Origin of the sequence: Mycolicibacter nonchromogenicus, from assembly GCF_002101775.1 — a bacterium.
GTDB classification, from domain to species: domain Bacteria; phylum Actinomycetota; class Actinomycetes; order Mycobacteriales; family Mycobacteriaceae; genus Mycobacterium; species Mycobacterium nonchromogenicum.
In genome coordinates this window covers 15,947-42,906 of sequence record NZ_LQPI01000057.1, presented here as the reverse complement: position 1 = coordinate 42,906, position 26,960 = coordinate 15,947, and the positions used below count along the sequence as shown (strand labels likewise).

General features: G+C 66.9%; 23 protein-coding genes. 7 read left to right on the top strand and 16 right to left on the bottom strand.

From position 1 onward, the window contains the following. Positions 1–257 precede the first annotated feature (257 nt). From AWC18_RS15760 to AWC18_RS15740, 5 genes are all read left to right on the top strand, one after another. On the top strand, positions 258–1,415 hold the full coding sequence (locus tag AWC18_RS15760; RefSeq protein WP_085139332.1) for a DUF4226 domain-containing protein: 1,158 nt from the start codon (positions 258–260) through the stop codon (positions 1,413–1,415). Positions 1,416–1,430: 15 nt separating this feature from the next. Beyond that, a complete protein-coding gene (locus AWC18_RS15755) occupies positions 1,431–1,748 on the top strand; it encodes a type VII secretion target (RefSeq protein WP_064998837.1) in 318 nt (105 codons plus the stop codon). Then, a complete protein-coding gene (locus AWC18_RS15750; protein WP_064998838.1) occupies positions 1,745–2,059 on the top strand; it encodes a DUF2694 family protein in 315 nt (104 codons plus the stop codon). The genes AWC18_RS15755 and AWC18_RS15750 overlap by 4 nt, the downstream gene beginning before the upstream one ends. A 274-nt stretch (positions 2,060–2,333) precedes the next feature. Continuing rightward, positions 2,334–3,626, top strand: coding sequence for a DUF5631 domain-containing protein (locus tag AWC18_RS15745; protein ID WP_064998839.1), 1,293 nt, complete (start codon positions 2,334–2,336; stop codon positions 3,624–3,626). A gap of 58 nt (positions 3,627–3,684) precedes the next feature. Continuing rightward, positions 3,685–4,002, top strand: coding sequence for a DUF2710 family protein (locus tag AWC18_RS15740; protein ID WP_064998840.1), 318 nt, complete (start codon positions 3,685–3,687; stop codon positions 4,000–4,002). Positions 4,003–4,008: 6 nt separating this feature from the next. Here AWC18_RS15740 and eccA read toward each other — a convergent pair whose 3' ends face one another. The 12 genes from eccA to eccB all read right to left on the bottom strand — a co-directional run bounded on the left by eccA (position 4,009) and on the right by eccB (position 20,770). Then, positions 4,009–5,808: a type VII secretion AAA-ATPase EccA gene (eccA, locus tag AWC18_RS15735; RefSeq protein WP_064998852.1), complete on the bottom strand. Its 1,800-nt coding sequence runs from the start codon at positions 5,806–5,808 to the stop codon at positions 4,009–4,011. A 34-nt stretch (positions 5,809–5,842) separates the two neighbouring features. Beyond that, complete coding sequence (gene eccE / locus AWC18_RS15730; RefSeq protein ID WP_085139331.1) at positions 5,843–7,423, bottom strand: type VII secretion protein EccE; 1,581 nt, start codon at positions 7,421–7,423, stop codon at positions 5,843–5,845. After that, positions 7,420–9,045 (bottom strand): type VII secretion-associated serine protease mycosin, encoded by a 1,626-nt coding sequence (gene mycP / locus AWC18_RS15725; protein WP_234806550.1) that lies wholly within the window; start codon positions 9,043–9,045, stop codon positions 7,420–7,422. Before mycP ends, eccE begins: the two co-directional genes overlap by 4 nt. A 38-nt stretch (positions 9,046–9,083) precedes the next feature. Continuing rightward, positions 9,084–10,685, bottom strand: coding sequence for a type VII secretion integral membrane protein EccD (gene eccD, locus AWC18_RS15720; protein WP_085139329.1), 1,602 nt, complete (start codon positions 10,683–10,685; stop codon positions 9,084–9,086). Between the two features lie 2 nt (positions 10,686–10,687). Continuing rightward, the gene (locus AWC18_RS15715) at positions 10,688–11,704 is read right to left on the bottom strand and encodes a MinD/ParA family ATP-binding protein (protein ID WP_109560107.1); all 1,017 of its coding nucleotides are present in this window, start codon (positions 11,702–11,704) and stop codon (positions 10,688–10,690) included. A gap of 94 nt (positions 11,705–11,798) precedes the next feature. Then, positions 11,799–12,647, bottom strand: coding sequence for an ESX secretion-associated protein EspG (locus tag AWC18_RS15710; protein WP_085139327.1), 849 nt, complete (start codon positions 12,645–12,647; stop codon positions 11,799–11,801). 103 nt (positions 12,648–12,750) lie between these two features. Beyond that, positions 12,751–13,044, bottom strand: coding sequence for a WXG100 family type VII secretion target (locus AWC18_RS15705; RefSeq protein WP_064997966.1), 294 nt, complete (start codon positions 13,042–13,044; stop codon positions 12,751–12,753). Positions 13,045–13,080: 36 nt separating this feature from the next. Next, on the bottom strand, positions 13,081–13,398 hold the full coding sequence (locus tag AWC18_RS15700; RefSeq protein WP_064997967.1) for a WXG100 family type VII secretion target: 318 nt from the start codon (positions 13,396–13,398) through the stop codon (positions 13,081–13,083). A gap of 114 nt (positions 13,399–13,512) precedes the next feature. Further along, entirely contained in the window at positions 13,513–14,694 is a 1,182-nt protein-coding gene (locus AWC18_RS15695; protein WP_085139326.1) for a PPE family protein, read from the bottom strand. 3 nt (positions 14,695–14,697) lie between these two features. Then, entirely contained in the window at positions 14,698–15,000 is a 303-nt protein-coding gene (locus AWC18_RS15690; RefSeq protein WP_420093351.1) for a PE domain-containing protein, read from the bottom strand. 102 nt (positions 15,001–15,102) lie between these two features. Then, the gene (eccCa, locus tag AWC18_RS15685) at positions 15,103–19,266 is read right to left on the bottom strand and encodes a type VII secretion protein EccCa (RefSeq protein ID WP_085139324.1); all 4,164 of its coding nucleotides are present in this window, start codon (positions 19,264–19,266) and stop codon (positions 15,103–15,105) included. A gap of 4 nt (positions 19,267–19,270) precedes the next feature. Next, on the bottom strand, positions 19,271–20,770 hold the full coding sequence (eccB, locus tag AWC18_RS15680; RefSeq protein ID WP_085139323.1) for a type VII secretion protein EccB: 1,500 nt from the start codon (positions 20,768–20,770) through the stop codon (positions 19,271–19,273). A gap of 492 nt (positions 20,771–21,262) precedes the next feature. Between eccB and AWC18_RS15675 the strand changes: the two genes are divergently transcribed. Next, positions 21,263–22,087, top strand: a complete 825-nt coding sequence (locus tag AWC18_RS15675; RefSeq protein WP_085139322.1) for an alpha/beta fold hydrolase — start codon at positions 21,263–21,265, stop codon at positions 22,085–22,087. 15 nt (positions 22,088–22,102) lie between these two features. After that, a complete protein-coding gene (locus tag AWC18_RS15670) occupies positions 22,103–22,573 on the top strand; it encodes a nuclear transport factor 2 family protein (RefSeq protein ID WP_085139321.1) in 471 nt (156 codons plus the stop codon). A 13-nt stretch (positions 22,574–22,586) separates the two neighbouring features. Here AWC18_RS15670 and AWC18_RS15665 read toward each other — a convergent pair whose 3' ends face one another. The 4 genes from AWC18_RS15665 to AWC18_RS15650 all read right to left on the bottom strand — a co-directional run bounded on the left by AWC18_RS15665 (position 22,587) and on the right by AWC18_RS15650 (position 26,949). Further along, on the bottom strand, positions 22,587–23,600 hold the full coding sequence (locus AWC18_RS15665; protein ID WP_085139320.1) for a CobW family GTP-binding protein: 1,014 nt from the start codon (positions 23,598–23,600) through the stop codon (positions 22,587–22,589). Between the two features lie 17 nt (positions 23,601–23,617). Then, positions 23,618–25,114, bottom strand: coding sequence for a serine hydrolase domain-containing protein (locus AWC18_RS15660; protein ID WP_085139335.1), 1,497 nt, complete (start codon positions 25,112–25,114; stop codon positions 23,618–23,620). A 55-nt stretch (positions 25,115–25,169) separates the two neighbouring features. Further along, positions 25,170–26,138 carry a PE-PPE domain-containing protein gene (locus tag AWC18_RS15655; protein WP_085139334.1) on the bottom strand — a complete coding sequence of 323 codons (969 nt, stop codon included), beginning with the start codon at positions 26,136–26,138 and terminating at the stop codon, positions 25,170–25,172. 118 nt (positions 26,139–26,256) lie between these two features. After that, entirely contained in the window at positions 26,257–26,949 is a 693-nt protein-coding gene (locus AWC18_RS15650; protein WP_085139319.1) for a TetR/AcrR family transcriptional regulator, read from the bottom strand. Positions 26,950–26,960 lie beyond the last annotated feature (11 nt).

Genomic DNA, 26,960 nt, shown 5'->3' with positions numbered 1-26,960 from the left:
CTTCAATCACTCGGCTACGACACGCCGGCACCGCTGATCAGGTCCGACTCGTACACCACTCTGCTGGACGCAACCCCGCATGCCGGAGCGACCGTGCAGATCAGCCCGCTGGGCGCGCACGTGGCGATCCGCCGTCTGCTGCCGTAATGGGGGTGATCGGGTGAATTGTCGGTCACGGCTTGTCTCGGTACAGTCACCGGCCATGACCCGGTCAGCTCCTGAGCGTCGGCCCAGCTCAACGGTGTTGGGCTGAGGAGATGGCTACCCGCGACGACGTTCTTGATGTGATCGGCCGCATCGAGAGCGGCGGCGGCGGGACTGAGGGCTGGGCGGCGCAAGCCATGAAGCAGGTCGAAGCGGCTCTCGCCCAGCAATTGTCGACTGCCGCGAACTTTGACAGGCAGATCCTCGGAGCACTGCGCCAGGCGCGCAAGACAACGCTGGAAGGCCGTCGGCGACTCGAGGGCTTCGAGGCCGAGATTGCCGGCGCAGCAGGGTCCTGGGACCTGAGTACTGCCGCAGGCGCACGTGAATTCCAACGATTCTTGATCGACAGACTGGAGCAGATCATCAAACTGGTCGAAGAGGCCAATGATGATGACGGATCCAAACACTCGCTCGCGACTGCACTGAGATTGTTGTACTCGGCCGTGGCATCCGACAGCCCCGAGCCGGCGCCCGAAGACGACCACACCCTTTCGGGGGAGCCGGATGCCGATCCTTATCTGGACGAACTGACCGACGTAGACCCTGAGGCCGATGCGGAGATTCCACACGGTCTACCGCAGTGGACGTCGCCGATGTTCCCGAGCATGGGTGGCGAGGGACCGGGATTCGGGCCGATGCCCGCCGGATTTCCATCGACCGGGTTGACTCCTGGTTCGGGCAGTGCCGGTATGCCGGCAGAAGACGAATATCTGCCCGAGGACGCGGCCGCACCCGAGGGCGCTGATGCTGACGGAGCCGACGACGAATCATCGGAGCAGGAGCCGGGGGAGCAGCGCGAAGTGACCGTGCGACTGCCCGACGGCGAAACCATGACGGTGGCCAATCCGCGACTGGCCGCGGTGATGCAAGCCGCCGCAGACGGAGAGTCTGTCGTGGAGGCATTCCGGAGCCAGGGCATCCACATCCCGCCACCTGGAGCACCGGTGGCGGCAGCTGTCGATGTGGCCAGTCTGCGCCCCGGCGACATCGGCGTGTTCACCGACCGCCACGCCCTCGCTGTCGGCGCCGGCAAGGCACTACTCGACGGGCAGATCCACCTGGTGGAGAACCTGCGGGGTCCAGGCTTCCTGGGTTGGCAACATCCGCCGGGGCTGGCGCAGGAGCCCGCGCCGCCCGCCGAGCCGGTCGCGACCAAGCCGGCGAGTGTGCTCTTGAAAAAGCCGGCTCCAACCGTCATCGTCGATTAGCCAGGAAGGTGGAACATGCCCGAGAAGATCCACGTCAACCAGGACGTTCTGACCAAGGCGGCTGAGAACCATCAGGAGGCGTCGGACTACCTGTCCACCGTCCCGGCCACCCACGAGGGGATCCAGGCGACCCTGAACTCCCTCGGTCCGATCTACGGCGACTTTCGCCAGGCTGCCAGTTCGCTGCTGGACGCACGCAAGGACTGCTATGAAAGCCAGTCCAGGGAACATTCGACGGTCTCCGACAATCTGCACCGGGCGGTGGCGATGTGGGACGAGAATGAGGATGATGCCGCCAACGCCTTCGGGCGCCTCACCGATGGGCACCGATGACTGAGCCGAATCCGGCCTTCGACACGATCCACCCCAGTGGCGATGTACTGTTCCGGTCTTGCCACGGTGGCTATCTGCACAGTGTGGTGCTCACCGAGGCAGTGATGGACACCGACGCGCACCGGCTGGCCGAGGCTATCGTGCTGGCCGCGGACGTCTCGTTTCTCAAGGCGGCGTTAGAGATCCGGAGCGGGATCATCACGACGGGGCATGTGCCCTCGGCAGCGGTTCCCACCAATGACGATCTGCGGGTGGCCACCGAGCGGCTACTGGGCCACGAGCTGCACCAAGGTGAGAAGCCCGAGGGCTAAAGTACCCATCTTCCGGCAGCGTCAGCATTGGGCACGATGTCTGCGGGCGGATCAACCACTGTGTCGCCAAACAGCTTTCGGGCCCGCTCCAGCAACGCGAGTACCTCACTCAACTGTGCTGCGCACCCAGTCTCCGGGGACCCGACATCAGCCATGATCTGCACGCTACCGACCGGCCCAAGAGCTGACAATTCACCGCGTGCCGTAGTTGTGCAAGGTCGCTCGAGGCCGGATTCGGACAAGAGCGCTGTGGCGGCAACGGTACGCTTGCGCGGTGGCACTCTTCGGTCGGTGGTCGGCGCGACAGCGCCTCCGAGACGCGGCCCGCGAATCGTTGAACATCCCGGCCTTCAGCGCTCCGGTCGACTGTAGTTCCTGGGTACTGGGTGGCCTGTGGCCCGCCGAGTTGACCACGATCACCCCCGAAACCGCACCGCTTGCCGACTACCTCAACGCCGACCTGCAGCGCATCGCGCACTCGGCCAACGAGAAGCTCTACGCCATCAGTCAATCGGACCTGGCCGGTCCGGCACGCCAGGCCGCAGAGACCCGGGTCATCAACGTCGCCAGAGCTTTCGCCGTGCTCAGGGTGGAGTCGACGGTCCGCCAACTCCACAAGGAGGCCTTGGATTTCGGCACGGAGTACACCAGCCTGAACGCGGTTCCGGCGGCAGCACCAGGGGCTGCGGTGGCGCCGCCTCCCGAGCAGTCTCCGGAGGCATCACCCCGACGCGCCCGCCATCGGCTGCCGGAATCCGATGCCCCGGCCGCGCCTGCGATGTCACCCCCCGCCCCGGAGTCGTTGGATGCGGAGCAGGCTCCGGAACCTGCAGTCGCCACACCGGCCGAGCCGATCGTGGAACCGACTTCCACCGCCTCAGTCCCAGTTGTGGCCGACCAGCCCGAGCCCGCCCCCGCCAAACCGACGGTCGCCGAATCCGATGAGCAGCGACTTCGACGGCTGCTGGCCGTCGTCGCCCGCCAGGAACCAGGGCTGCGCTGGGCGGTCGGCACCTTTGCCGACGGCAGCACCCGACTGGTCACCGACATCGCCAACGGATGGATCCCGTCCGGAATCGAGCTACCGGACGGCGTGCAACTGCTCGAACCTGACCGTCGGAGCGGCACCGCCACCGAGATGCTGGGTGAGGCGAAGGAGACGGCCAGCTACAGTCCCGGAGACCGTCTCGGCTGGGCCAGTGATTTCGCGGTGACCGACACCTCGGTAGAGCCCCGCAGGCTGGCGCCAGTCGACGATCTCGCCTGGCGGCTCAGCGAAGCCACCCACTGGCGCGAAGGACTTCCGCGGATGGCCAACACACTGGTCAGGGCGGGCGCCGCAGACACGGGTGTGATCGACGCCGAAATCGACTTATTACGTGTGCATCTGGACACCATGCGGTACCAGCTGCTGGCGCAGTACCCCGACTCCGACGCCGCTCTGGTGCTGAATTGCATGCTGCTGGCCGCCACGGAAGGCATTGCGACCGGGGACACAGTTTCGGCCAATTACCACTTCAGCTGGTTTCGTACGCTGAGTGCACCGACCGCCGGCCAGGGGGATTGACAGACTCGATCGCCGCGATGAATTGACGCTGTTCAAACTGGCTGGACATACTTACCCAATGTCGGGGGCGGAGAGCCACGCGGAACTCAGCGACAAGGACCTTGTCGAGTCCGTGTTGCGGGATCTGCGGGAGGCCGCCGAGAAGTGGGAGGCGCTGGTCGCCGAGGCCGAGAACACCACCTACAGCGTCGATCTAGGCGACGTCCGTGCAGTGGCCAATTCTGACGGCCGGCTGCTCGAGCTGACACTGCACCCGTGTGTGGTCAGCGACTACACCCACAGTGAATTGGCGGATCGGCTCAACCTCGTCTTCACGGCACTGCGAGAGGAAGCCCAGTCCGACTTCGAAGCCCGCTACGGCGCCAGTCCGGTCTGACAATCCCTACCAGTTCAGGGCGGCCATCTCGCGCTCAGTGCCGCACACGGTGCGCACAGCCGAGTCGATGTCGAGGGCCGTGATGGTCTTGAGGTCGTCGATCGTCACCGGTTGCCCGGCACGCTTTTGCGCGGCCACCCGGGTATCGCGGGCGAGCTCGGCCTCCTCGATCACATTGCGGGCAAACCGGCCGTTGTGCATGACGTTGATGCCGTGTTCCCCGCTCGGACCGACGTAGCCACGGATCGTGGTCACCATAGCCAGGAATCTCTGGCGCGCTTCGTGATCCAGTACAGTTGCCCGGCTGGATCCGTACCGCTCACCGATCTCGACGATCTCCTCTGGTGAGTACGACTCGAACCGGATCTTGCGGTTGAACCGGCTGGCCAGGCCTGGGTTGACGGTCAGGAATTCATCGACCTGGTCTTCGTAGCCGGCGGCGAGGAAGCAGAAGTCAAAGCGGTGCTTCTCCAGCGCGATCAGTAACTGGTTAACGGCCTCCATGCCGATCATGTCCGGAGTTCCGTCCTGGTGACGTTCCACCAGCGAATAGAACTCATCCATGAAAAGAATTCCGCCCAAGGCCTTTTCGATCAGATCGTTGGTCTTGGGCCCGGATGATCCGATGTGTTCTCCGCAGAAATCCGAACGGCGCACCTCGGTGATCTCCGGGTTGCGCACGATACCCATGCCGGCGTAGATCTTGCCCAACGCCTCGGCTGTGGTCGTCTTGCCGGTCCCGGGCGGACCAACCAGCAGCATGTGGTTGGTCTGCCCTTCCACGGGCAGACCGTGTTCGAGTCGCATGGCACGGATTTCGAGCTGATCCTCCAAGGCTTTGACCGCACGCTTGACTTCCGCGAGGCCGACCTGCCTCTCCAGCTCGGCGCGACCCTGCTCTAAGAGTTCCGCGCGACGATCCAGTGCATTGTGCTCGTCGAGTTCCGCACGGCTCTTGGCCGAAGCAGCATCCCAGCGGTCGGTGCGACTGTCGATGATCTGTTCCTCGGTGACCACCAGGCGCAGATTCGGTTCGGCCAGCGCGGCCTTGGCCGGTTCGGTCAGCACACCGTTGATGGCTGCCTTGGACAACCAGATCTGAGCGCGGTCCTCCTCGCCGATCTGGCGGTGCACCATGCCGCGCAGGTAAGCGAGATCGGCGGCCAGCAAGGGGATTTCGCTGGGGTTGATCGACGCGGTGAGCACCCCCGCCGGGAACCGCTCCGAGGAACGCGTCTGCCCGATGATGTCGACGCGGTCCAACCAGTCCAATGCCACCCGACCCTGACCCAGGTGCGCTGCCGCATAGCCGGCCAGGGCGCACACGGATGCGGTGACGGCCGGCATGACTATCGCGCGGTCGGGCAGATCTTCGGCGGCGACGGTCAGCAGGTCCGGCCACCGCTGGGTGACGAACATCAGGTAGGCGCGGGCGAGTTGATGCCACTGGTGGTTGATCCAACTGTCGAGCAGAGCTTTGTCGGCCAGCAGGGCGTCGGCACGCGCGTAATCGCCTGCAACGGTCAACGCTGAAGCCAGAGCCAAACCCACGTGCGAGGCGTCGGTAACCGTGATCGACAGATACGGTCCCAGCGGGATCTGAGCGGCCAGGTGACGGCCCAGCCGGGTGGTCTCCTTGTGCAGCCAGTCGCTGTTGGCGTAGAGCCGTTGGAGGGTGTCCAATCCGGTGTCGCCGCAGGCGATCCGGCCCAGCCAGGCATCGGCCATCGAGGGGTCCGCCTCGGTTGCCGCGACGAAGTCGCCTAACGCGTCGGGGGCGCCGTAGCGCCCGTCCATGCTCAACATGGCGCGGTCGAAGTGTCGACGGGCCGCCAGCAAGTCACTCAATGTCTGCCGTCCTCCGTCGGGGCGACACCGGGGCCAGCGCCTCCGGGCTGCAGTACCGGTTTTCCGCCCGGAACAATTCCACCGTAGCCAGCCACGATTTCCCGGCGGCCGAAACGTGTACCGCGTTCCGCTCTATCTGCTCGATACTCACCTCGAGGGCGCCAGAGGGTGGGGGAGGTGTTCCTGGCGGCGCCACCGTGATCACGGTGGCGGGTCGCGGTGACGGCGCGATCGGCCCGTCCACCACGCTGACGGTGGTGCGTGGAGTCGGCCGGGATTCGCCGACCATGGTCACCTCGGGCATTCGAACACTGGCCCAGCGGGCCGTGTCCCGAGTGTGCACGCAGACTCGTTCTCCGGCGCCGGCCGCCCGGATGATGATGCGCTTGGCGATCAGGTCCTCGGCTGCGATGAAGACTCGGCTCAGCTCGCCGGAGTCGGTGAGCGGCACCATCAGGCGGTCGCCGTTGGCCAGCTTGCCTATCAGCACACCCGACGGCCCGATCTCGATGGGCAGGGTGGCCGGCAACCGGCCGGGCCGCAGGCCGCGCAGCTGCGGACGGGGGGCGCACATGTTGGCCTCCAAGGCAGCCGCCTGCTCGCCGTTGAGCCGGCGCAACACCACCGACGGGGGAGTCGGGGCCGGCTGCGGTGTCTGCAGGGTCACCGTCGCCGTACATGTCCCGTCCGGGAACACGGTGACGTTCTGGATCACCTCATCGACCGGCAGAGTCCACGCCTGCCCCAGCAGCTGCGCGCTGATCTGGTGGGCCGGATAGGCATAGGTCGTCACCCAGCCGCGCTCGGTGCGCAGCGACTTCCACCTTTCGGCGTTCGTAGGTAGCGAACCCGCCCCGAGGCGCCGATCCAGTTCGACGAGGTCGCTGGCGGTGGCCACCCGGGTGCGCAGGCCCCCGCAACGCAGCAGACCGGCAATCCGTTGCGCTGCTGCGACAGCGGTGGCACCCAGCGTGGTGCGCCAGCGCAGTGCGGCAGTGTTGTCGATGACACGCAATCTCAGCACCAGCCAGGTCTCTCGCTGGCCGGCGTAGGGCGGTGTGCCGATCTCGGTGTCGTAGACCCGCGGGTAGTCGCCGGTGGTGGCCCGGCGCGCACCGATGCTGATCACGCTCATCGACTCCAGGACCAGTCCCAGCGCGTGCCGCAGCATCGGCAGCAGGTCGGCGACGTCCACGACGTTGTCGGTCTCCACGTTCACCGATCCGGTGGCCACGGTGGCCGAATGCGCCCGGCCCAGCAGGTGGATCGCCACCACCGCCACCTCGTCCTGGATGCGAACTCCACCGCCGGCGCGGTTGTTGGCCACCGTGATCGGCTCGTTCCGGGCGGCCTTCGACGGGCGCTGCAGCCACAGCAGAGCCCACGACCACGCCGGCTGCCCCCACCACGGCACCATCACGACCAGCCCCGCCAGCAGGACAGCCGCGACGACACCGATCGGCCCGCCCAGCGCCCAGCCCACCAGACCGCACAGTGCGACGGTCGCCCCGCACAGCAGCCGGCGGTTGCTCGACGGCGCGAATCCGGTCAACCGGAACTGGTCTCGGCTCACTTGGCAGCCCTCCGGATCCGAGCGGTGATCGCGGCGGCAAGGACGGTCACTGCGATCAGGCCCAGGAATCCCAGGGCAACGGTCCGGGCTCTGTGGTCCGGCGGCGGTGGCGGCGGCGCCGGGGTGATCACGCGGTGTTGCGACCCCGGCGCCAGCGGGTCGCCCGCCGGCACGTTGAAGGTCAACGCTGCGACCGGGTCGACCAAGCCGTAACCCACCCGGTTGTCGACGCCCGCGGGCGGATTGTGAGCGGTCTGCATGATGCGGTTGATGACCTGGTGCGCGGTGAGCGCAGGGTATTTGGCCCGGACCAGAGCAGCCACGCCGCTGACGTAGGCGGCCGAGAAGCTGGTGCCCCAGAACGGCATGTTCTTCTCGCCGGCCCGAATCGGCGGGTACGCGTTGACTGGGGCACCGCCCTGCGGCGAGAGGCCCATCACGTGGGTGGCCGGTGCGGCCACCCCCACCCAGGGTCCGGCCATGCTCTTGTCGATCGGCGTCCCGGTGGCGTCCACGCCGCCGACGGACAAGACGTAGTCAGAGAACCATGACGGGCTGGAGATCACCTTGACGTGGTTCCAGTCCCGCGGGTCGTTCGGGTTCAGCGGGTCGAACATCGGGTTGTCGGCGCAGCCGGCCTCCCCGACATTGCCGGCGGCCGCGACGATCACCGCGTCCTTGACGGTCGCCGCGTACCACAGTGCTGCCCCCAACACCTGTTGGTCGAGTCCGGCCGCCACCGATACGCAGGAGGTCACCGAGATATTGATGACTTTGGCCCCCAGGTCGGCTGCATGGACGACCGCTTTGGCCAGCGTTGCCAGCGTGCCGGCCTTTACCCGCTCGTCGTCGTAGCCGAACCGTTGCGGGTTGACCGGTTCGAATGCCCGCGACGATTGGCGGATCGAGATGATGGTGGCGTGCGGGGCCACCCCGACGACACCGTCGGGGGAGCCCGGTGGGGGCGGGGGAACCGCCGGCTCGTCCTCAGTCTGAGGGTCGGCCGGACCCGAGGCTGGGGCCACGGCACCGTCCGCCGGCGGGGGAGGTGGTGGCGGGGGCGGCGGTGCCACCTGGGTGATGGTCACCGGAGCCGGGGCCGGGGGCGGTGCAGGCGGGCCGGGCACATCAGCCGGCGGCAGGGGTTCGTTGATGCTCGGCGGCGGGCCCACCGGCGGAGGGAACGCCGGGACTTCCGGCATGGGGCGGGGCATCGGCAGCACACCGAGCGGGGCCGAGGCGATGATCGAGGCCGCAATCGTGCCGTGGGCGTCGCAGTCCTGCAGACCGCCCAGTCCGTCTGCGCCGCCCATGACGTAGTCGCCCCCGGCGATCGCCGGCAACCGGGGATTCGGTGTGACACCGGTGTCGATGACGGCGACCGGAACGCCGTTGCCGGTGGAGTACTGCCACGCGGTGGCGATTCCCAGCATGTCGAATCCGGGTGCCAGTTGTGCCACGTCGGGATTGCTGACCGTGATCGGCACACTGCAGGAATTCGAGCGGCGCATCGGCTGGTCCGGCCCGGGCACCCCATCAGCCGGCACCAGCGCCGGATCGACGGAGGGCGGCTCGATCGCTCGCGCTGCCGGGGCGCCACCGGACAAGCTCACCAACAGCATGACCGCGGCTACCACCCCCCCGTGGACGCGCACGCGGCTCAGTTGCGCACCCACACGAACAGTCCTCCCAGCCAAGCGCCAAGAACCCCAACCACAATGAACGCGAGGACCTCGAGCCATTCGACGGCCAGTCGGATCCAGGGCACGAACCTGGTCTCAGGGACCAACAGGCCGGCAGCCACCCCGAGCCCGGCGAATACCACGACGGCAGCGGCCGGCCACAAGAACCCGGCGGCGGTGTCGCCCGGGCTCGCCAGTGCGTATTTCACGATTCCGGTCAGCACGGCCGCGCATGCCCCGCCCACCAGGGCGATCGCTTGGACGCGGCCGGCGAAGCCGCGGCCCTGGGTGATGAACAGGCCCGCCACCAGACCGCACAGAGCCACTGCCCCACGCGGCCGGGCCCCGCTCGGTTCCAACACCATCCAGACCGCGATCGGCAGCGCCGTCGCGACGGCGACACACATCCCGACCTGCACCGCGTTGATCAGGCGGGCCGAGGCCGCGATCGCGGCGCCACGGGCAGAGATGTCGACCAGGTCGTCCTCGTCGTCCTCGCCGTCTTCCGGACTGACCGGAGAGACCGTATCGATAGGCATGTTGGCGCGGCGAGCGAATAGGTCCCTGCCGGTGATCGATCCGAAGTACGGCGGCCGCACCCGCGCCACCCACAGCGCGATCGTCGGCGACATACGCAACAGGATCAGCAGACCCAACAGCATGCAGATACCGATCACCTGCGGGGACACCGGATGCCACATCCGCACTGCCGCCACCGTCCCGCCGATTCCGGCGGCGGTGACCACCGCGGTTGCCACGGCGGTCTGCGAGCGCAGCAGCACGCTCAGGCCGAGCGCGCCCAACCCCAGGACCGTCACTGCGATCAGCAGGTGGGGCGCGCCCAGGGCGCCGGGTGCCGCGCACAGCGCAGCGGAGGACAGCGCCAGCACGGCCAACCAGCCGAATCCGCTGAACAAGTCGTTGCGTGATGGCCAGTTCCGTCGGATCACCGTGGCACCCAGCGCCAGCAGTCCGCCGAGGCCGGCCAGGACCGCCGCGGGTGGCCAACTGTCGCTGAAGGTCCGGGCCCGAACCGCCAGCGTCGACAGCACGACCACCGCCATGGCAAGCAGCCCGATCGCGGTGTGCGCGGCGGTCAACGCGGTGACTGGAGCGAACATCCGGTCGACTTTGACGTTGAGTAGCCGGGCCACCGTCTGCTCGTCGGCTTTGTGCCCACACTCCTGGCATTTGATCTCGGGTTGGGTGCCCAGCCGGCGGGCCGTGGCGGCCAGAGCGCTCGACAGCGATTCGAACTGCGGCTCGAAGGAGTCGCCGCCCACGGCTGGGACCAGAACAAGGGTGTCGCCGTCCTGGACACCCAGGTCGTCAAGGCTGCGGGTGATATCCAGCCGGACACCGTTGACTTTGTGCAGTTCGTAGCCGCCCGGGGGAAGAGCTACCCCGTCGAAACCGTGGTGGTGCAGGTCCTCGTCGAGCAGCTCGACCATTCCCTCGAAGAATTCCTCCACCGGGATACCGGCCGGAAAGACCTGCGATACGAGATGTTTGTCATAGGCGATACTCACCGCACAGCGTGCCGGAAACGCGACTTTAGCTGGTGTCGGAGAGGTCACCATGCTTACCTTTCGGTGTCGGGCACGAACTTGTCGGCCAGACCGGCGGTTATTTCAAATAACCGCAACCGGGCTTTTTTCTTCACCTCGTTTTGGACGTCGATGATTCCGCCCTTCGCCAGATGTGCGTCATACGGCATGACCTCCACCGTGGCGCCGGTCTTGCTGAACCGCTCGGTCAGATAGGCCACCGCGGCGTTGTCCCCACCCGGCGCGGGGTGGTTGAGGATCACCGTGGACCGGGACACCAGTTCGTGGTAGCCCTGCGAGGCGAGGTAGTCCACCGCCCGCAACACCGGCCGGGACTGGTCCGCGGTGATGCCGGAGACGAAGACCAGCGTGTCGGTGTTCTCCAGCACCGGTTTCATGGCCGGGTGCTCCAGGTCTGCCGCGGTATCGATCAGGATCACGTTGTGGGTCCGCCGCAACCGCGACAGCACCCCGCTGAACATGGCTGGAACCAGCGGCCGCAGCTGATCCGAGGTGCGGTTTCCGGCGAGGACGTCGAGGCCGATGGCGTTTTGTCCCAGGTGTTCGCGGATATCGGAATAGCCCTGCACGTCGGTGTCGCTCAGGACGGCCGAGTAGTCGCCCGGCGGGTGTTCGTCGATGCGATCGGACAGGGTCCCGAAGCTCGGGACGGCGTCAATCGCGATGACATTTTCCGGTCGGCATTCGCGGAACACGCTGCCGATAGCGGCGGTCATCGTCGTCACCCCGGTGCCGCCCTTTCCGGACACCAAGGTGATCACGTACTGACGCCGGATATGGCGACGAATTCTATTACGCAGATCGCGGTAATGCCGTTCGCGCGGAGATTCGCCGGGATTTATGACTTTCGCCGACACGGCATAGACCAGTTTGCGCCAGCCCGAGCCCGGCGGAATCTTGCGGGGGGTCGCCAGGTCGGAAATGCGCATGGAATCCGATACGGAATCGCGGTAGCGGTGGCTGGATGCAGGATCCCACCGCCCGGACGAGCCTTCGTCTGGCATATTCGAGTTATTCCATGGGCTCGTCACGAGAGTGATGTTAACACGGCTGCTGATTCGGCGTTTGCAATATTTCTGATGATTGTTGATATTGCACAGTAATGGTGAAGATGTGAATTCACTGTCACACAACCCGCCTATGTGAATGCCAGTCCGCGCCCGCCGGAAGTCGAGCGATGAGTCGCAGGATGGCGTCGGCGACGTTGCCACGCGTGCCGGGGGAGATGATCTGGTAGCGACGGCCGCCGGTGTCGACGTTCTCCACGCAGACGCGGCCCGACGGAGTGTCCGAGATCAGCACCGCGGTGTCCGCAATAGCCATCCGCGCCAGCTCCTCGGGGCCGGCGCCCGGCTGGATCGCGACGACGTTGGCCTGTCCAGAAAGCTCCGGGTCGGCGGCCAGCGCTACGACCTGTTGTTGGTCGACGTCGAGACGCTGCGCCGTCAGGTACTGGCGGAGACTGTCCTGGTCATGGACGCGCTCGAGCAGCTGCTTGGTGTCCAGGGTGACTGGACGCAGCTGGGCTGCGTCGGTGACCCCGCATAGCCGCTCGATCTGGCCCACCACCAGATCGCCCGCGGCGCCCGGGTCGCTCGCACTGCCGGCGGGATACAGGCGCACCTCTTGGTCATGGCGTTCGAGCACCACCCACCAGGAGGCGAAGCGGCTGATCGAGACGCGGGTCATGAACTGGGGGTCGCCGCTGGGCCGCCCGGGGAAGTGCAGGTTCAGCATCAGCGCGATGTCGCGACGCATGATCACGGTCAGCCATTCCCGGACCATGGGGTCCACTTCGCACTGGTCGTCGAGTACGCCGATCTCGGTCAGTTCCTCGGCGATGGGGTGCCGCAGCGCACGCTCGGCAGTGTCGAGACGGGGCAGCAGGGGGCGGAGGCCCAGTTCGGGGCAGAGTGTCTCGATCCCGGTGACCGCCTGCAGCACCCACAGTCCGTCGAGCGTCGTAGTCAGCACGTCACCCTCGTCTCACCTGTGGTCGCCGTAGTCGGCCTGACGCGGAAAGTGGGGTATCTGCGCCGCTCGCGCAGACACCCCACCTCCGTGATGATCAAGCCGATCAGAAAAGCGATTGGATCGTCTTGTCGGTCGAAATGGCCCCTTCCAGTACAGAGCCGATCGTGGAGCCGTGCTGACCGATGGTTTCGATCAGGCCCTGCAGCCCGGACAGCATCTGGGCCTGGGCTTCGAAGAAGCCGGTGGCACCGTGGCCGGCGAAGTACTCGGTCAGCATCTGGGTGAGCTGGTGGGCGTCCTGGTGGATCTGGTCGAGGGTGCCGGCGCTGCTGACCACGCTGTGGGCGTGATCGGAGACGGGGCCGGGGTTGTAGGTGATACCGCCACTGTCTGCCATGGGGATCGGTGTCCTTTCGAGAGCTGGGGTCGAGGGTTAGGCGGACTGTCCGCCGAAGAGTGAGTGGAAGGCGTGCTCGGAGTGGGATTCGTGCGACTCCATCAGGGCAGCGGCCTGGTTGAGCCCCTCGGTCAGCCGGTGGCCGCCGGTGAGGACCTTCTGTACGTCATCGTGAATCTGCGCGGCGGTGGCATACGACGCCCGGGAGCCGCCACCGTCCCACGTTCCAGCGCCCAGGATGTTCTCGTGGTCGGCCAGGTACTGGTTGGCGATGGCCTGCGCGTGTTCGATGTGCTGCGACAACTTTGACGCGGTGTTCCGCATCAGTTCGGGCGTGACGACAATGGCTGCCATCGGTTCCTCCTCGGTTGTAAAACAACCCCCCTGGTTTGGCGGGATGTGGCTGGCGGTAGTGTATTTGCTCCTTTCGGATGTGTCGATTCACCCTGCATTCAGCAAACTTCCAGGTCAAGCCCGGTCGTCGACAACTCTTACGGTGTTGGTTCGGTCGGAGGACCGGGCGCCTTGGCCCTTCCCGCCCGACCCCGCGCCGTGGGCTGCCACGGGCATGCCGCCCATGCCGCCACCGCCGGTGGACGTCACCCGTTGGGACTCGACGGAGCCCAGTGCGCTGCTGGGCCGCAAACCAACCGGGCGGCCGCCGGCGGAATCGAACGCGCTCACGGGTCGGGTGAAAGCCGAGAGCGGCGCGCCCGATCCGCCACCGCCGAAGGCGCCTGCACCTGGCGCTGACGTCGCATTGGCCAGCGTGGCCGTGGCCCCACCGGTCCCGCCCGGATTGAGAGCGCCGCCCAGCATGCTCGGATTCATGAACATGCCCATCAGCGACTGCATCGGGCTCATCAGCGACTGCGGCATCTGCATCAGTGACTGTGGCGCCTGCGTCAGTGTCGAACCGATCTGCTGGACCGGACCCAGCATCGAACTCATCTGCCCGCCCATACCCTGCGCTGCGTTGGCGCCCTGCCCGGCGGCGTTGCTCGCGGTCGAGGTACCGGTGTGGGCGGCGCGCATGGCGCCGCCGGCCGCGACCTGCGACGTCGCCTCACCGACCGCGCTGGCGGCAGCGGCGGGGGCCGCCGGCGAAGCGCCCATTCCGGCCACCGGTGGGGGAACCGTCAGGCTGGAGATGAGCGCGGTCAGCACCGCACCGTAGGACGCGCCCACCGCGGCGTTGTTTGGCCAGAACAGGCCGTAATACTCGAACTCGAGCGACGTGATGCGCGGCGTCAAGGCCCCCAATACCGACGGATTGATGCCGTAGTCGGTGGCCGTCTCGAACCGGTTCTCCTCGCACTCCTGGGTGGTGCGCATGCTGCTGTAGGCCAGCTGGTAGGCCTCGACCGCTGTGGCGACGACAGGTGCCTTGACATCCACCCAGCCCGCCAGACCGTGGAGCGCCACGTTCAACAGGGTTGCGTTGAGGACCGATCCCTCCGATCCGGCGCCGATCCATCCGATAGAGGTCAGGGCGGTGTTGACGGCCGAAGCGATTCCCGACGCGTGGTGGGCCACCCCCAGGGATGTCCATGCCGCCCCATTGGTCAGCATGGTCGCGACGCCCGCGCCGGACTTGATCAACATGTCGTTGGTCTCCGGCGTGCGGGCGGCCCACCCCGGGTCAGCCACTGATTAGCCGCCCAGTGCGACGGCGGCGGATCGCAGCGCCTCGGTGGCGCCGTAGACACCGGAGGCGGTGGCCTGTGCACCGGAGAACAGCCCGCGCTGCGCCGAATGCTCGGCGACGATACCCAGGTATTGCGTACCGGATGCCAGCAATGCGGCCTGGAAAGCGATGGAGTCCGGGTCGTTGCCCATAGGTAGAACGCCCAACAGGGCCGGGCTGGCCGCGGAGGCGGCCGCCGCTGTTTCTGCGGTGATTTCCGCTTCGACCCCCGAAGACGCCAGGACCGCTTCCGGTTCTACAGAGAACATGATTTCCTCCCCGATGCCGCATCGTCGATATGCCGACGTTGGCAGGTCGGATCGATCGTAAACCGATATGCGGCCGCCGTCACTTCATAAAGTAAATACCGGTTATTGCTGCTCGAAATTGTGGATCATCGACGATGGCACCCCGACCAACACGCCTTCCACCTCGGAATCGTTGACGAGTAATCCGCGGCCGGGCGGCAACGCCTGTGCCCGCACCATCCGATTGACCTTGTTCTGCGGGTCGTTGTCCATGAACAAGGTGGGCACCTTGGCGGCGCGCTGGGTCTTGACCCAGGGGTCCATCTCCAGTTGGCCGAAGTTGGACGAGTTCCTGGTGGCGAACACGTGCAGTCCGATCTGACGGCCGCGTTCCATCAGCTTCCACAACGCTGCACCCACCGGCGCCTTGGCCGGATGGATCTGCGCCGGACGCAGATCCTGCGCGTCGTCCACCAACACGAAATGACGCGGCCCCACCCAAGGCTTGAGCGCGCGCAGTTCCTCTTGGCTCAGGCCCTTGGCGGGCAGCCGGGGCAGCAGAACCTGCTGAGCCAGCGTGGTCAGTACCTCGTCGATCTCGTCCTGGTCATAGGCGTACGCGTTGATGTAGTCGGCACCCTGCAGGTCACGCAGTGGCCCGGTCTTGGGATCGACGATGGTGATCTGCGCTTCGTCTGCACTGAACCGCGCCATGACCGCTTCGCCGATCGCGGCCAGGGTGGCGCTCTTACCGCACAGGGCCCGCCCGAGGATCATCATCCCGGGATGTTCGGACAGCATCAGCGGTACCGGCAGAAGGTTGTGCTGCTCGCCGATCATGAACGCGATCGACGGGGCAGTCTGGGCGGGCGGACGCTGAGCCACGTCGTAGGCCAGGAGCTCCGACAGTGCCACCGCGGGCGGCAATCGCTTGAGCGTGGCGTGCTTGGTCACCCCCGCGACCTCGGCGACCCGCGCCCCCAGTTCCCGGGTTCCGATGCGGGTGCCGTCGGCTGCGGCCAGCTCCGGCACCCCGATGAGCATCTCGTGCAGCGACTCGGTCAGACCGAAACCGGGCCGGTTCACCGTGCGCTTGGCGGCGTCGCGGGCATCGAGCGATGCAGTGCCCATCTCGTTCTCGGCCGGATTTTGCAGTCGTAGCTGGATGCGCACGTCGGAGTTCTGCAACAACGTCTGACGCTGGCCGTGGATCCAGCCTGAAGCGCTGGTCATCAGGTGCACGCCGTATTCGGGTCCGGCACTGCTGAGCGCGATGATCCGGTCGCCGAGCATGGTGTCGGCGGCGTAGAGGTCGGAGAAGTCGTCGACGACAAGGAACACGTCACCGTACGGATCATTGGGATCGGTGCCCGCGAGGCCATCCTCGCCGGAACCGAAGCGCCGCGCCCGGAATTCGTTGATGTCGATCTTGTCGCGCCGGAAGGAGTCCTGCCGGGCGCTGATCAGCGCGGCCATGGTCGCCACGGTGCGCTCCACGCCCTCGCGGTCGGCCGGCGAGACGATGTCGGCCACATGCGGCAGAGTCTCGGCATAGCCCAGCGTGGCGCCGCCAACGCAGAAAAACGTCAGCCGCGCCGGGGAGTACATCAGCGCCGCCGAACACATCAGTGTCATCAGCGTCGTCGTCTTGCCGCGGCTCTTGGCCCCCACCACCATGACGTTGCTGCGCAACACGTCGACACAGTGAACCAACTGCTGGGCGTCCTCGGGGATGTCCTTGACGGCCAGCGGCCACACCAGCCCGGGGTTGCGGCCGTAGTCGATGTCCCACGGCTTGCCGCGATACCGCGCCACCAACTCGTCTACCGGCTCGGAGACCTCCAACGGGGGCAGCCACGGCAGGTGGGGGGCCTTGCGGTCGGCGGCGATCAGGGACTCCCGCAGTACGTCGACGATCTTCTTCTTCTTGAAGCCGTCGGCGTGCAGAAGGAATTCGTCCGGTTCGGCATCAGTGGCCGAAATATCCTGCAGCGCTTGTGCGTCCGCCTCATCAAGCGGCTGGTACTGCCAGGTGTACAACCGCGGCTTGGTCAGGGTCATGTCAAAGGTCTTGGCCGTCGACGTCTTGCGCTTGGGGACGACGAACGGAGCAGAGAGGTAGAAACAGCGGAACGGGTCCAGGTCGCGGGGGCCAACCTTCAGAAGACCGAACCCGTTCTCCTTCGACGGCAGGTGATACGCGGCATCCGAGCCGATCACCTCGCGGCTGTCGTCACCGGACTCGGCGCGCAGTGCGACCCGGAAAGCGATGTTGGACTTGACTTTCTGCAACGACGACAGGTCCAGACGCTGTCCCCCGAGCATAAAGAAGACGTTGGCGCCGCGACCTTCCTGACCGATGTGGATGATCAGGTCGATCCATTTGGGATGGTTCTGGAACAGCTCGAGGTATTCGTCGATCACCACCAGCAGGATCGGCACCGGCTCCAGGTCCCGGCCGGCCAGCCGGATTTCCTCGTAGTCGTTGGCATCGCGTGCCCCGACCGAGTTGAACAGGCGGTAGCGTCGGGCGATCTCACCGTCGATGGCCCGGCGCATCCGTTCGGCGAGGTGCCGTTCGTCTTTGCCGAGGTTGGACAGTGCCGCCGACACGTGCGGGATGCCGAGGATGTCCTGGGCCGCGGACTCGAACTTCATGTCCACGAAGATCACATTGAAGGTCTCCGGCGAGTGGGTCAGCGCGATGCCGTAGACCAGGGACAGGAAGAACTCCGACTTGCCTGAGCCGCTGGTGCCGATCACCACGGAGTGGAACCCGAAGCCGCCGAAGTCTTTTGCGCGCAGCACCACGTTCTGCAACTCACCATTGGGCTTGGCGCCGACGGGGATCTCAGCCCAGCGCTCGTCGCCGCGACTGCGCCGCTCGGCCCACAACCGGTCGACGTTCAGCTCGCGCGCGTCATCGATCCCCAGTGCGCGTAACAGCTCGACAGCGCCGCTGCCCGCGTCGGCGACGTCAACACTGGCCGTCGGGGACCAGCGGGCCATCGCCCGCGCGTAGCGGTAGGCGCGCGGCACCGACAGCTGATCGGCGTGGGCGAAGAATTTGCCGCCGGCGCGCAGCATGGGCCGCGCTGCGGGGTCGGTGCCGCGGTGGGCCGGTTGGCCGATCACCTCGAAGATCTCCTCGCGGGCGAATCCGACACCGGCACCCGGCCGGGATGCCACCCGCAGCACGGTGATGCCTTCCTTCCCGACCCGCCCGACAACGCTCTCCCAGGCCTCGGGGCTGCCGGTGTTGTCGTCGACGATCACCCAGTGCGGACCCAGATCGTGGCCATCGGTGCCGGTTTCCAACGCCGATCCCATGGTGGTGGGACTCGGCGACGAAGGCGCCCGCCAGGCGCCGCGCTTGCCTTTCATATGCAGGTCGGCGCCGAGCGTCGCCTCGAGTTCGGTGGGGCTGGTGAAGACCAGGCGCCGCCATCCGCAGGCGTCGAACAGCTCATCGTGTTGGTTATGCGGGAGCCAGACCATCCAGGACCACAGCTCGGGGTGCCGGGTCACCACCATCAATTTGATGTCGAGCGGATTGTGAAATACCGCCAGCCCGCTCAGCATGGAACGCAGCAGTGAGCGGACTGCGTCGAGGTCCTCGCCGATGAAGCTGAAGCCCGGGCGGGAGCGCAGGTTGACCACCTTCGCGATGTCGCGGATCTTGCGCTGTTCGAGGATGAAGTCGCGCAACGCCTGGCCGGTGACCGGCTCCAACTCCTCGTCGATGGGGATCTCCGGCCACTGCACCGACAGCACGGAGTCCGGGGCATGCTGCACGCCGACACCCATCCGCACGTCCAGAAAGTCCACATCGGAGCGACGGCGTTCCCACATCTGCGGCCCGCCGATGACCGCGCCAAGGCTCTGCGGAGTGGAGTGCACCAGTTCCTGGGATCTGCGTTGGGCGCAGACCGCCTTCTGGATTTCGTCGCGCTCCCCGTCGAGAGTTCGCAGATAGCTGCGCCGATTCTTTTCCTGCTCGCCCCAGCTGATCTTGCGGGCCCGCCCGAATCGCCCGGAGAACATCAGCATGCCCAGACCCGCCATGCCCACCATGGGGAACATGCCCGAGCCCAAGCTGCGCACCCCGGAGACGTAGAGCATGACGATGGTGCCGATCAGCGCGACGATCAGCGCGGGCATGCCGATCATCACCCATAGGTTGCGTGGCTCCCGTTCGGGAAGGGCGTCCGGTGCGCGGGGAGCCACCCGCACCGGCCTGGGTTCGGGAACCTGAAGACGGACCGGAACGAATGCGCGCTTGGACATCGCCTCAGTGCCCTCCCGGTAGGCCCTGCTGATTGTTGGGGACCACCGGTTGCACCGCGCCGGCCGAGGTCACGGTGTCGCGGGCCAGCAGCGCGGCATGCCGTGACAGTTCCGGACCGGTCGCGAAGGTGCGCAACAACGGCCACGGCGCCTGCTGCGCCGAGCCGGGATCCAGGCCGAGGCCCCGCAGGGTCTCGCTCTCGGCGGCGATCCCGAATCGCACACCGTTGGGTGATACCCAGAACAGGGTTTCGCGCGAGTCGGAGTCGAGCAGTTCACTGGTCGAGGTGACGAAATTGGTTGCGCCCGGCAGCACCAGTACCTCGTTGGCCACCACCGAGGTGGGGCTGCGGTCATCGCGAACCAACTTGACGATCCGACTGTCCATCGCCGGTGACACCGGCAGGCCGCGCCCGCTGAACAGGGTTATCCGCGCCTGCCGGTCGCCGGAAGCCTTCTCCCAAGCGACGCACGTCGTTGGATTGGCGGTCGTGTCGACGAACTTCAGCGTGCTGTTCGGGTAGTACTCGACGGGCAGCGTGCCCACTTCCGGGATGTTGATCAGCTTGTCCGGGCTGATTACCAGGGGCGCCACGGACCCGAAGGAGTTCGCGCTGCGAATCAGGTCGGCCACGAAGCTGGTGATCTTCTGGACTCCCTCGGGCAGCAGCACATAGAACTGGGAGCCGCCGCCGGCCGTGCGGGTCTCCAGCACCGCCCCGACCTGGGACCCGGGCACCCACTGCGACGGCGTGCCCGCCAGGGGAATCACCGGGACTCGCAGCGGTTCGGTGCTTGGCAGCGCGTCGAACAGTGCCCGCGACATCTCCACCGGAACGGTGACGCCCGGGTCGATGCCGAGGCTCAGCGTGATCGCCCGATCGGCGGGATCCACCTGGGATCGCTTGCCGCCCCAGATGACATACGTGGCGCCCTGGAAGCGGGTCAGCACTGCCGCGCCCGGGGCCAATGGTGCGGCGCGTCCGGCCTGGCTCAACGGGCCCGCGATGGAGGTCACCACGGGTGGCTCGGCACGGCGCGGGGAGGCCGCGGTGTCGCAGACCGCCCACGCCGAGGGGGCATCGGTGTTGGCGACCAACGATGTTGGTGCGCCGGGAATTCCGATCGTAGGCCCGGTCGGAAACTTGGCGATCTCGGCGGGTTTGACCCAGGTGGGCAGCTCGGCGTGACCGACCGCCAGTCGGGCGGAGGTGATGTTGAGCGCCGGGTACAGCCGCCCATCGATGCGGGCGTAGATCGCGCCGGAGTCGCGGTCGCCGACGATCGACGATGTCCGCACGATCCCGGCCGGACGTAACACGTTCAGCAGCAGCATCCAACCCATGCCGATGAAGATCAGCACGATCGAGAGCACGATCGCGGCGGTCTGCTTGCGGTCGTCGTGCTTCATTCGCACCGAGAATTTGGTGGTGGCGGCGCGCAGTCGTCGGTTGTAGAACAGGTGACCGGAGTTCTGGTCCCGGTTCGACAGACTCAGCGGCATGCTCTGTTCCCCTCACCACGCACGCTCGGTGATGCTGCGCCGCCCCCCGCGGCGACAAAGCGCACCGCGATGACATTACTGCGCCTGGCCAGGGGGAACCAGTCACTTGCCTACACCCGATGGCACGCACTTGGTCGGGTTTCGCGCCCCGCCCGCTGTTGCCGAGCCGGAATTTGGCTACACGACACGCGGCGGGCGCGTCGCAAGATTCCGGCTCGACGGTGGGGCGCGGAAACACACGGGGCTGCCGGGGTGCGTGGTGGAGGTGTGGCCGGTGGGGTGGTGGCTGTCGCTGCCGCACCCGCTGTCGCCGAGCCGGAATTGGGCTGCACGACACGCGCTGAGCGCGTCGCCAGATTCCGGGTCGACACGGGCTGGGAAAGCCCCAGGGCAAACGCACCGCAGCGGCTACCGTCGAGCCTGATGCTCAAAGGCGAGCCCCTGATGAGCCCTACTTGATGCCCGGGCACCGGGCCGGCCTGAGGAGTCGACATGCCCACAGTCACCACCGCTGACGGAGTGGAGATCTTCTACAAGGACTGGGGTTCGGGTCAGCCGATCGTTTTCAGTCACGGCTGGCCGCTGTCGTCTGACGACTGGGACAACCAGATGCTCTTCTTCCTGCAGCACGGGTATCGCGTCATAGCGCACGACCGGCGCGGCCACGGGCGCTCGACGCAGACCCCCGACGGCCACGACGCCGACCATTACGCCGACGACTTGCTCGCGGTGGTGGAGCACCTCGACCTGCACGACGTCATCCATGTGGGGCACTCGACCGGCGGCGGCGAGGTGGTCCGCTACCTGGGCCGCCACGGCGAAGGCCGAGCAGCGAAGGCCGCGTTGATCTCGGCCGTGCCGCCATTGATGGTGCAGACCGAGGCCAATCCCGAAGGACTCCCGAAGTCGGTGTTCGACGATCTGCAGGCCCAGCTCGCGGCCAACCGATCCGAGTTCTACCGGGCGTTGCCCGCGGGCCCGTTCTACAACTACGACCAGCCGGGTGTCGAGCCGTCGGAAGCGATCATCGAGAACTGGTGGTGCCAAGGGATGATGGGCGACGCGCTGTCGCACTACGACGGGATCGTCGTGTTCTCCCAGACCGACTTCACCGAGGACCTCAAGAAGATCACCATTCCGACGCTGGTGATGCACAGCAAGGACGACCAGATCGTGCCGTACGTCGCCTCGGGTCCGAAGTCCGCAGCATTGCTGCAGAACGGAACATTGAAGTCCTACAGCGGGTTTCCGCACGGCATGCCCACCACACACGCCGACACCATCAACGCAGACCTGCTGGCGTTTCTGCAGGCTTAGCCCTAGGAGCCGACGATGAGCACCTCCCCGCTGGTCCCTCCCTTCACCCGGGAGACGGCAACCGCCAAGGTCCGCGCCGGCGAAAACCTCTGGAACACCCGCGATCCGGAGCGGGTCGCGTTGGGCTACACGCCGGACAGCCGGTGGCGCAACCGCTCCACATTCCTAAGCGGCCGCGAACAGATCGTGGAGTTCCTGCGCGACAAGTGGGCGACCGAGCTGGACTACCGGTTGATCAAGGAACTGTGGGCGTTCGGCGATGAGCGGATCGCCGTGCGGTTCGCCTACGAGTACCACGACGCCGAGGGGCGCTGGTTCCGGGCCTACGGGAATGAGAACTGGGAGTTCGACAGCGACGGGCTGATGAAGACTCGCCATGCCAGCATCAACGACGTCGCGATCACCGAGGCCGACCGACTCTTTCACTGGGACAGGGCAGGCTTTCGGCCGGACGATCACCCCGGACTCAGTGACTTGGGCCTGTGAGCGCGGCTACCCACTAAATGCTGTACTGCCGCAACCGCTGCAAGCGCCGCATACCGGCGGCGGCCACCTTCTCCGGGGCCGGCCGCAGCGCTACTTCCAGGCGCGCGCGAACATCGGCGGTGTCGAGGTCCGTGCCGATCGCGACCAGATGACTCGGGCCTGATCCCGGCGGCGCGGTCACCACGTGCACAGATGTGCCGACGACGTTGACCAGATAGCGACGCTTGCCGACGGCGACGGTGCCCTTGATCCGGTAGACGCCCCGCGGCGGCTGTTCGAGCAGGTCGATCAGCGGCCCCGGATCCACAGCGCCGTCGCCGACCACCGTGACGGAGTCAGCGTGCGTGTGCTCGTGGTGAGCATCGCCGTCGAGAAGCAGCTCCCGAAACGACAGCTGCCCGGCGGCGTCGCCGTCGCTGACGTCGTAGAGCAACCGGGGATCCACCCGTCCGGCCATAGCGCCCACCACGTGCGCATGCGGATTGAGTTCGCGCACCCGGGCTTCGATCCGGCGGAGGGTCTCGTCGCGAGCCTCCTCGGCGATCCGATCCAGCTTGTTGACCACCACCAGGGAGGCCACGCCGTAGCGCTGGGGCGGGGCCGCGGCGGTGTCGACCGTGTTGAAGTGTTCCGCCGCGTCGATGACGTCGACGACACCACCGTGGCGGATCCGTTCCACCCCGCTGAACCGGATGACCCGTGACACGTCCGCGGGCTCGGCCACCCCACTTGCCTCGATGATGATCGCGTCGAGCGCCAGCTTCGGGTCGGCCAGTTTCTCCAGTGCCTCGTCGAGCCCGCCTTCGTCCGGCAGATGGCAGATGCATCCGCCGGCGATCGACACCGGCTCGTCGACCTGGCCGGTGACCAGGCCGGCGTCGACGTTGAGTTCGCCGAAGTCGTTGATAATGACGCCGATTCGGGCACCCGGTGCCCGCAGCACATGGTTGAGCAGGGTGGTCTTGCCCGCCCCGAGATGGCCCGTCAGCGCGATGACGGGGATCGCGGGAGTGTTGCGGTCGACCACCCGGCCATTATCGGATCTCAATTCCCGTACAGGTGCAGCGCCCGGCCGGTCACGGTGGCCACGTCGCCGCTGAGCCCGGCGATGGGCGGACCGCCGCGCTGGTGGATCACGTTGGCCAGCACGATCACGTAGCTGTCCGAGCCCGGGTCGATCCACAGCGTGACGCCGGTGAACCCGGTGTGCCCGAAGCTGCCGATCGGAAAGACCATCCCGCGCGGCCGGGAGTGGGGCGTATCGATGTCCCAGCCGAAACCGCGGAGATCCTGTCCGGCGATCGCCGGGTAGCTCACAGCGAGCAGGGGGTCAGTCCTGTTGGGCGAGGACGCAAGCGCCTGTTGCGCGGCGGCGTTCGCGGCCACCACCTGGGCGGGGTCGTGCCCGGGTTGCTGGGGTGTGGTCATCAGCTCCAGGGTGGAGCGCCGCAGCGGAAACGGGCTCGGGCGCCCGGCGAGTCGATCGAGTAGGGCCTGGGCGTATCGGCCGATATCGCCGGCCGTCGAGAACACTCCCGCGCTGCCGGCCACCCCGCCCATGCGGCGTGCCGTGGGGTCCTGCACGGTGCCGCGCAGCAGTTGGTCGAAGTCGGGATTGATCTCGGGGGTGTCTTCGTCATGCGCGGTCGGCGCGATGCGGGCCAGAAGTTCTGTGCGCCAGCCATCTGCCGGACAGTCATGGTCACCGGATGCGCCGGCGTCGACGGCAACGGCGGTTCCGCGGATCTGGTGGGGGCCGCAGGCGTTGGTGGCGGGCAGGTAGCGGGTGTCGCTCATGCCCAGCGGCGCAAAGACGTTGTCGCGCACGTAGCTGTCCAGCGGGCGGCCGGTCAGGGTCTCGACCAGCGTGCCCAGGATGATGAAACCGATGTCGGAGTAGTGGAACAGCTCGCCGGGGCCGAACTCCAGCGGGGCGGTCAGCGCCCGATGAACACCACCGGCCTTGTCGGCCGCGGTCAGTCCCCACGGGCCCTGGTGGCTCAGATCGCCACCGATCCCCGAGGTGTGGGTGAGCAGCATGCGCAACGTCACCTGAGCACGCCGCGGGTCGTTGGCCTCGTTGAACTCCGGCAGATAGGTCTGCACGGGTTCGTCGATCTCGACTCGGCCCTGTTCATACAGTTGCAGGACCGCAACAGCCGTGCCGAGGCACTTCGTCAATGACGCGATGTCGAAGATCGTGTCTTCGGTCATCGGCTCGGCCGGGGCCGGCGAGCCGTCCAGGCCGGGTTCGCCGTCGAGTTTGCGCACGCCGAACGCTTGGCTGAACACGACCGCGCTGGCGTGCCCGATCCGCACTACCGCGCCCGGTAACCGGGGGGCCGCGATCGCGCCGTTGATCAGCTCGGAGACCGGTGCCACCAACTCCTCGCGAGGCAGGTAGGGCGCATCGTCACGCGGAATCGCAGGCGCTGCCGCAACGGAGGTGCTGCTCGGCGGTGGCGGCTGCCGCGAGCGCCCGCACGCCGGGAGCGCGCCGAGGACCAGCGCGACGCTGCCCAGGGCGCAGGCCCGGGTCATGCGCGATCGCGGCAGGGTCACTCCATGACGGTAGCCACCTGCCACGACGGGCGGGTCAGACGTCGGTCGGGAACCAGAAGTCGAGGGTCTCTTCCACGCCGCCCCAGTCGATGCCCAGCCAGTCACCGAAGAAGTCCTCGATGTTGCCGAAGGCGCTGTAGAACGCCGCCACGACGGAGTAGAAGATGCCCTGCCACCAGCCGCTGTCCACCAGCCCGTGGGCCCAGGCGTTGATCCAGGCGCCGAACTGGTCGAATTCACCAGAGATGTCGATGTTGGTGATCAAGCCGTCGGTGCTGGTCGTGTTGTTGGCCACCTGCTCGGGCGTCAGCCCCAGGTACATCATGTGTTCGTAGAGCAGCCCCAACGCCGAGGTCGAGGTGGGGTCGGTGACGGGGTCTCCGGGGACGGTGTAGTCGGTCACGGCGAACGCGTTGTTCGGGGTCTGAACCCCTGCCAGCAGAGAGCCGTCGAAGAAGCCGGGCTCGTCCCCTCCCGGCGAGGCGGTGTCCGCGCCCACCGGGTTGCCGATGAACACGAAGTGCAGCGCTTCGGGATCGACTTCTTCGTGGGCCAACTGAGCCATCGCGATGGAGCCGGCCGTGGCGCCCTGCGACCAGCCGAAGATCCAGAGCGGGTTCTCGGCGTCGTAGGCATCCGGATTGGCATCGAGTTCGGCGAGCACCGCCCGGACGATCTCGGCGGCGCCGACGAAGCTGCTGTGGCCCTGCTGGATCAGCGCCGGCGTGGACAGGATGCGCAGCGGGGCGTCACACACGCCGGCACCGACCACACACGAGTCCAAGTCCTCACCGCCGTCAAAACCCAAGGGCTGCAGGAACAGATCGGCCGCGGTCTGGGCGAAGGTCGGCGACGGCGTCGACAGCGTCGTGGGACCTATGAAGAACGCGGTGCCAGACAGCAGGTCCACGTCGAAATGCGCGGCGTGGGTCACCGGGGCGGCCAGGACCCCGCCGGCCACCGAACCGGCGATCGCGATCGGGGCGACGAGCTTGGTCAGCATCACCGGGCGTCCTTCCACAAACTGGCCCAACAGCTAATAATCAGACGAGCAAATCCAAAGGGAAACCTGAGAGCGATCCTCGCAGGGGCTCGCTGCCGAAGTCAATGGGCGGCCTGCGTCAGTGCTCCGGCTCGGCTGCCGGCGAATCGTGCAGCGGCGACAAGTCGGGCAGCGGCCGACTGCAGATCTCGCGGGCTTCGGCGTGACTCAATCCGAAGGCCGTCAGCACGTGCTCGGTGGCTTCGTCGACGGTGGCTTCGGGCTCGCGGTCGGGCCGCTGGCTCAACAGCGTCCCCAACCCGACGAACACGCCCCCGGCGATGGCCAGCCCCAGTTCGGGATCGGCGATGGTGAAACGGCCCTGCTCGATCGCCGCGGTGATATCGCGCAATGCCCGGGGCGACAGGCCGCGTTCGGACAGGATCATGGTGCTGCTGTTGGCCAGCAGCAGTGCGGCCTCCTGCGGGCGCAGGCGAAACAGTCGGCCGCTGAGCCGATAGTTGGCGGCGAAGGCCTCGGCGGGGTCCGGGATGTCGGCGGTGCAGGTGTCGAGCAGGGCGCCGATGCTGTCCAGGGCGTCGGTCACCGCGGCAGCGAACAGCTCCTCTTTGCTGTCGAAATGGTTGTAGAAGGAGCCCATGCCGACGTCGGCGGCCTGGGTGATCTCCAGGATGGGCACGGCCAGCCTGCCGTCGGCGATGAAGCCCTGGGCTGCGCGGATCAGTGCATTGCGGGTCCGAAGCTTGCGCCGTTCGAGCCTGTTGACCGGACCGGCCGCAGCCGGGTCGACGTCGCGCTCGGGCGCATTCATGCCTGCAGATT

Bases quoted from the DNA above. Each gene is read 5' to 3' on its own strand.
- AWC18_RS15760 (WP_085139332.1), top strand. From the start codon at position 258: ATGGCTACCCGCGACGACGTTCTTGATGTGATCGGCCGCATCGAGAGC.
- AWC18_RS15755 (WP_064998837.1), top strand. From the start codon at position 1,431: ATGCCCGAGAAGATCCACGTCAACCAGGACGTTCTGACCAAGGCGGCT.
- AWC18_RS15750 (WP_064998838.1), top strand. From the start codon at position 1,745: ATGACTGAGCCGAATCCGGCCTTCGACACGATCCACCCCAGTGGCGAT.
- AWC18_RS15740 (WP_064998840.1), top strand. From the start codon at position 3,685: ATGTCGGGGGCGGAGAGCCACGCGGAACTCAGCGACAAGGACCTTGTC.
- eccA (WP_064998852.1), bottom strand. From the start codon at position 5,808: ATGTTGAGCATGGACGGGCGCTACGGCGCCCCCGACGCGTTAGGCGAC.
- mycP (WP_234806550.1), bottom strand. From the start codon at position 9,045: ATGCTGTTGGTGAGCTTGTCCGGTGGCGCCCCGGCAGCGCGAGCGATC.
- eccD (WP_085139329.1), bottom strand. From the start codon at position 10,685: ATGGTGACCTCTCCGACACCAGCTAAAGTCGCGTTTCCGGCACGCTGT.
- AWC18_RS15705 (WP_064997966.1), bottom strand. From the start codon at position 13,044: ATGGCAGACAGTGGCGGTATCACCTACAACCCCGGCCCCGTCTCCGAT.
- AWC18_RS15700 (WP_064997967.1), bottom strand. From the start codon at position 13,398: ATGGCAGCCATTGTCGTCACGCCCGAACTGATGCGGAACACCGCGTCA.
- AWC18_RS15690 (WP_420093351.1), bottom strand. From the start codon at position 15,000: ATGTTCTCTGTAGAACCGGAAGCGGTCCTGGCGTCTTCGGGGGTCGAA.
- eccCa (WP_085139324.1), bottom strand. From the start codon at position 19,266: ATGTCCAAGCGCGCATTCGTTCCGGTCCGTCTTCAGGTTCCCGAACCC.
- eccB (WP_085139323.1), bottom strand. From the start codon at position 20,770: ATGCCGCTGAGTCTGTCGAACCGGGACCAGAACTCCGGTCACCTGTTC.
- AWC18_RS15675 (WP_085139322.1), top strand. From the start codon at position 21,263: ATGCCCACAGTCACCACCGCTGACGGAGTGGAGATCTTCTACAAGGAC.
- AWC18_RS15670 (WP_085139321.1), top strand. From the start codon at position 22,103: ATGAGCACCTCCCCGCTGGTCCCTCCCTTCACCCGGGAGACGGCAACC.
- AWC18_RS15660 (WP_085139335.1), bottom strand. From the start codon at position 25,114: ATGACCCGGGCCTGCGCCCTGGGCAGCGTCGCGCTGGTCCTCGGCGCG.
- AWC18_RS15655 (WP_085139334.1), bottom strand. From the start codon at position 26,138: ATGCTGACCAAGCTCGTCGCCCCGATCGCGATCGCCGGTTCGGTGGCC.
- AWC18_RS15650 (WP_085139319.1), bottom strand. From the start codon at position 26,949: ATGAATGCGCCCGAGCGCGACGTCGACCCGGCTGCGGCCGGTCCGGTC.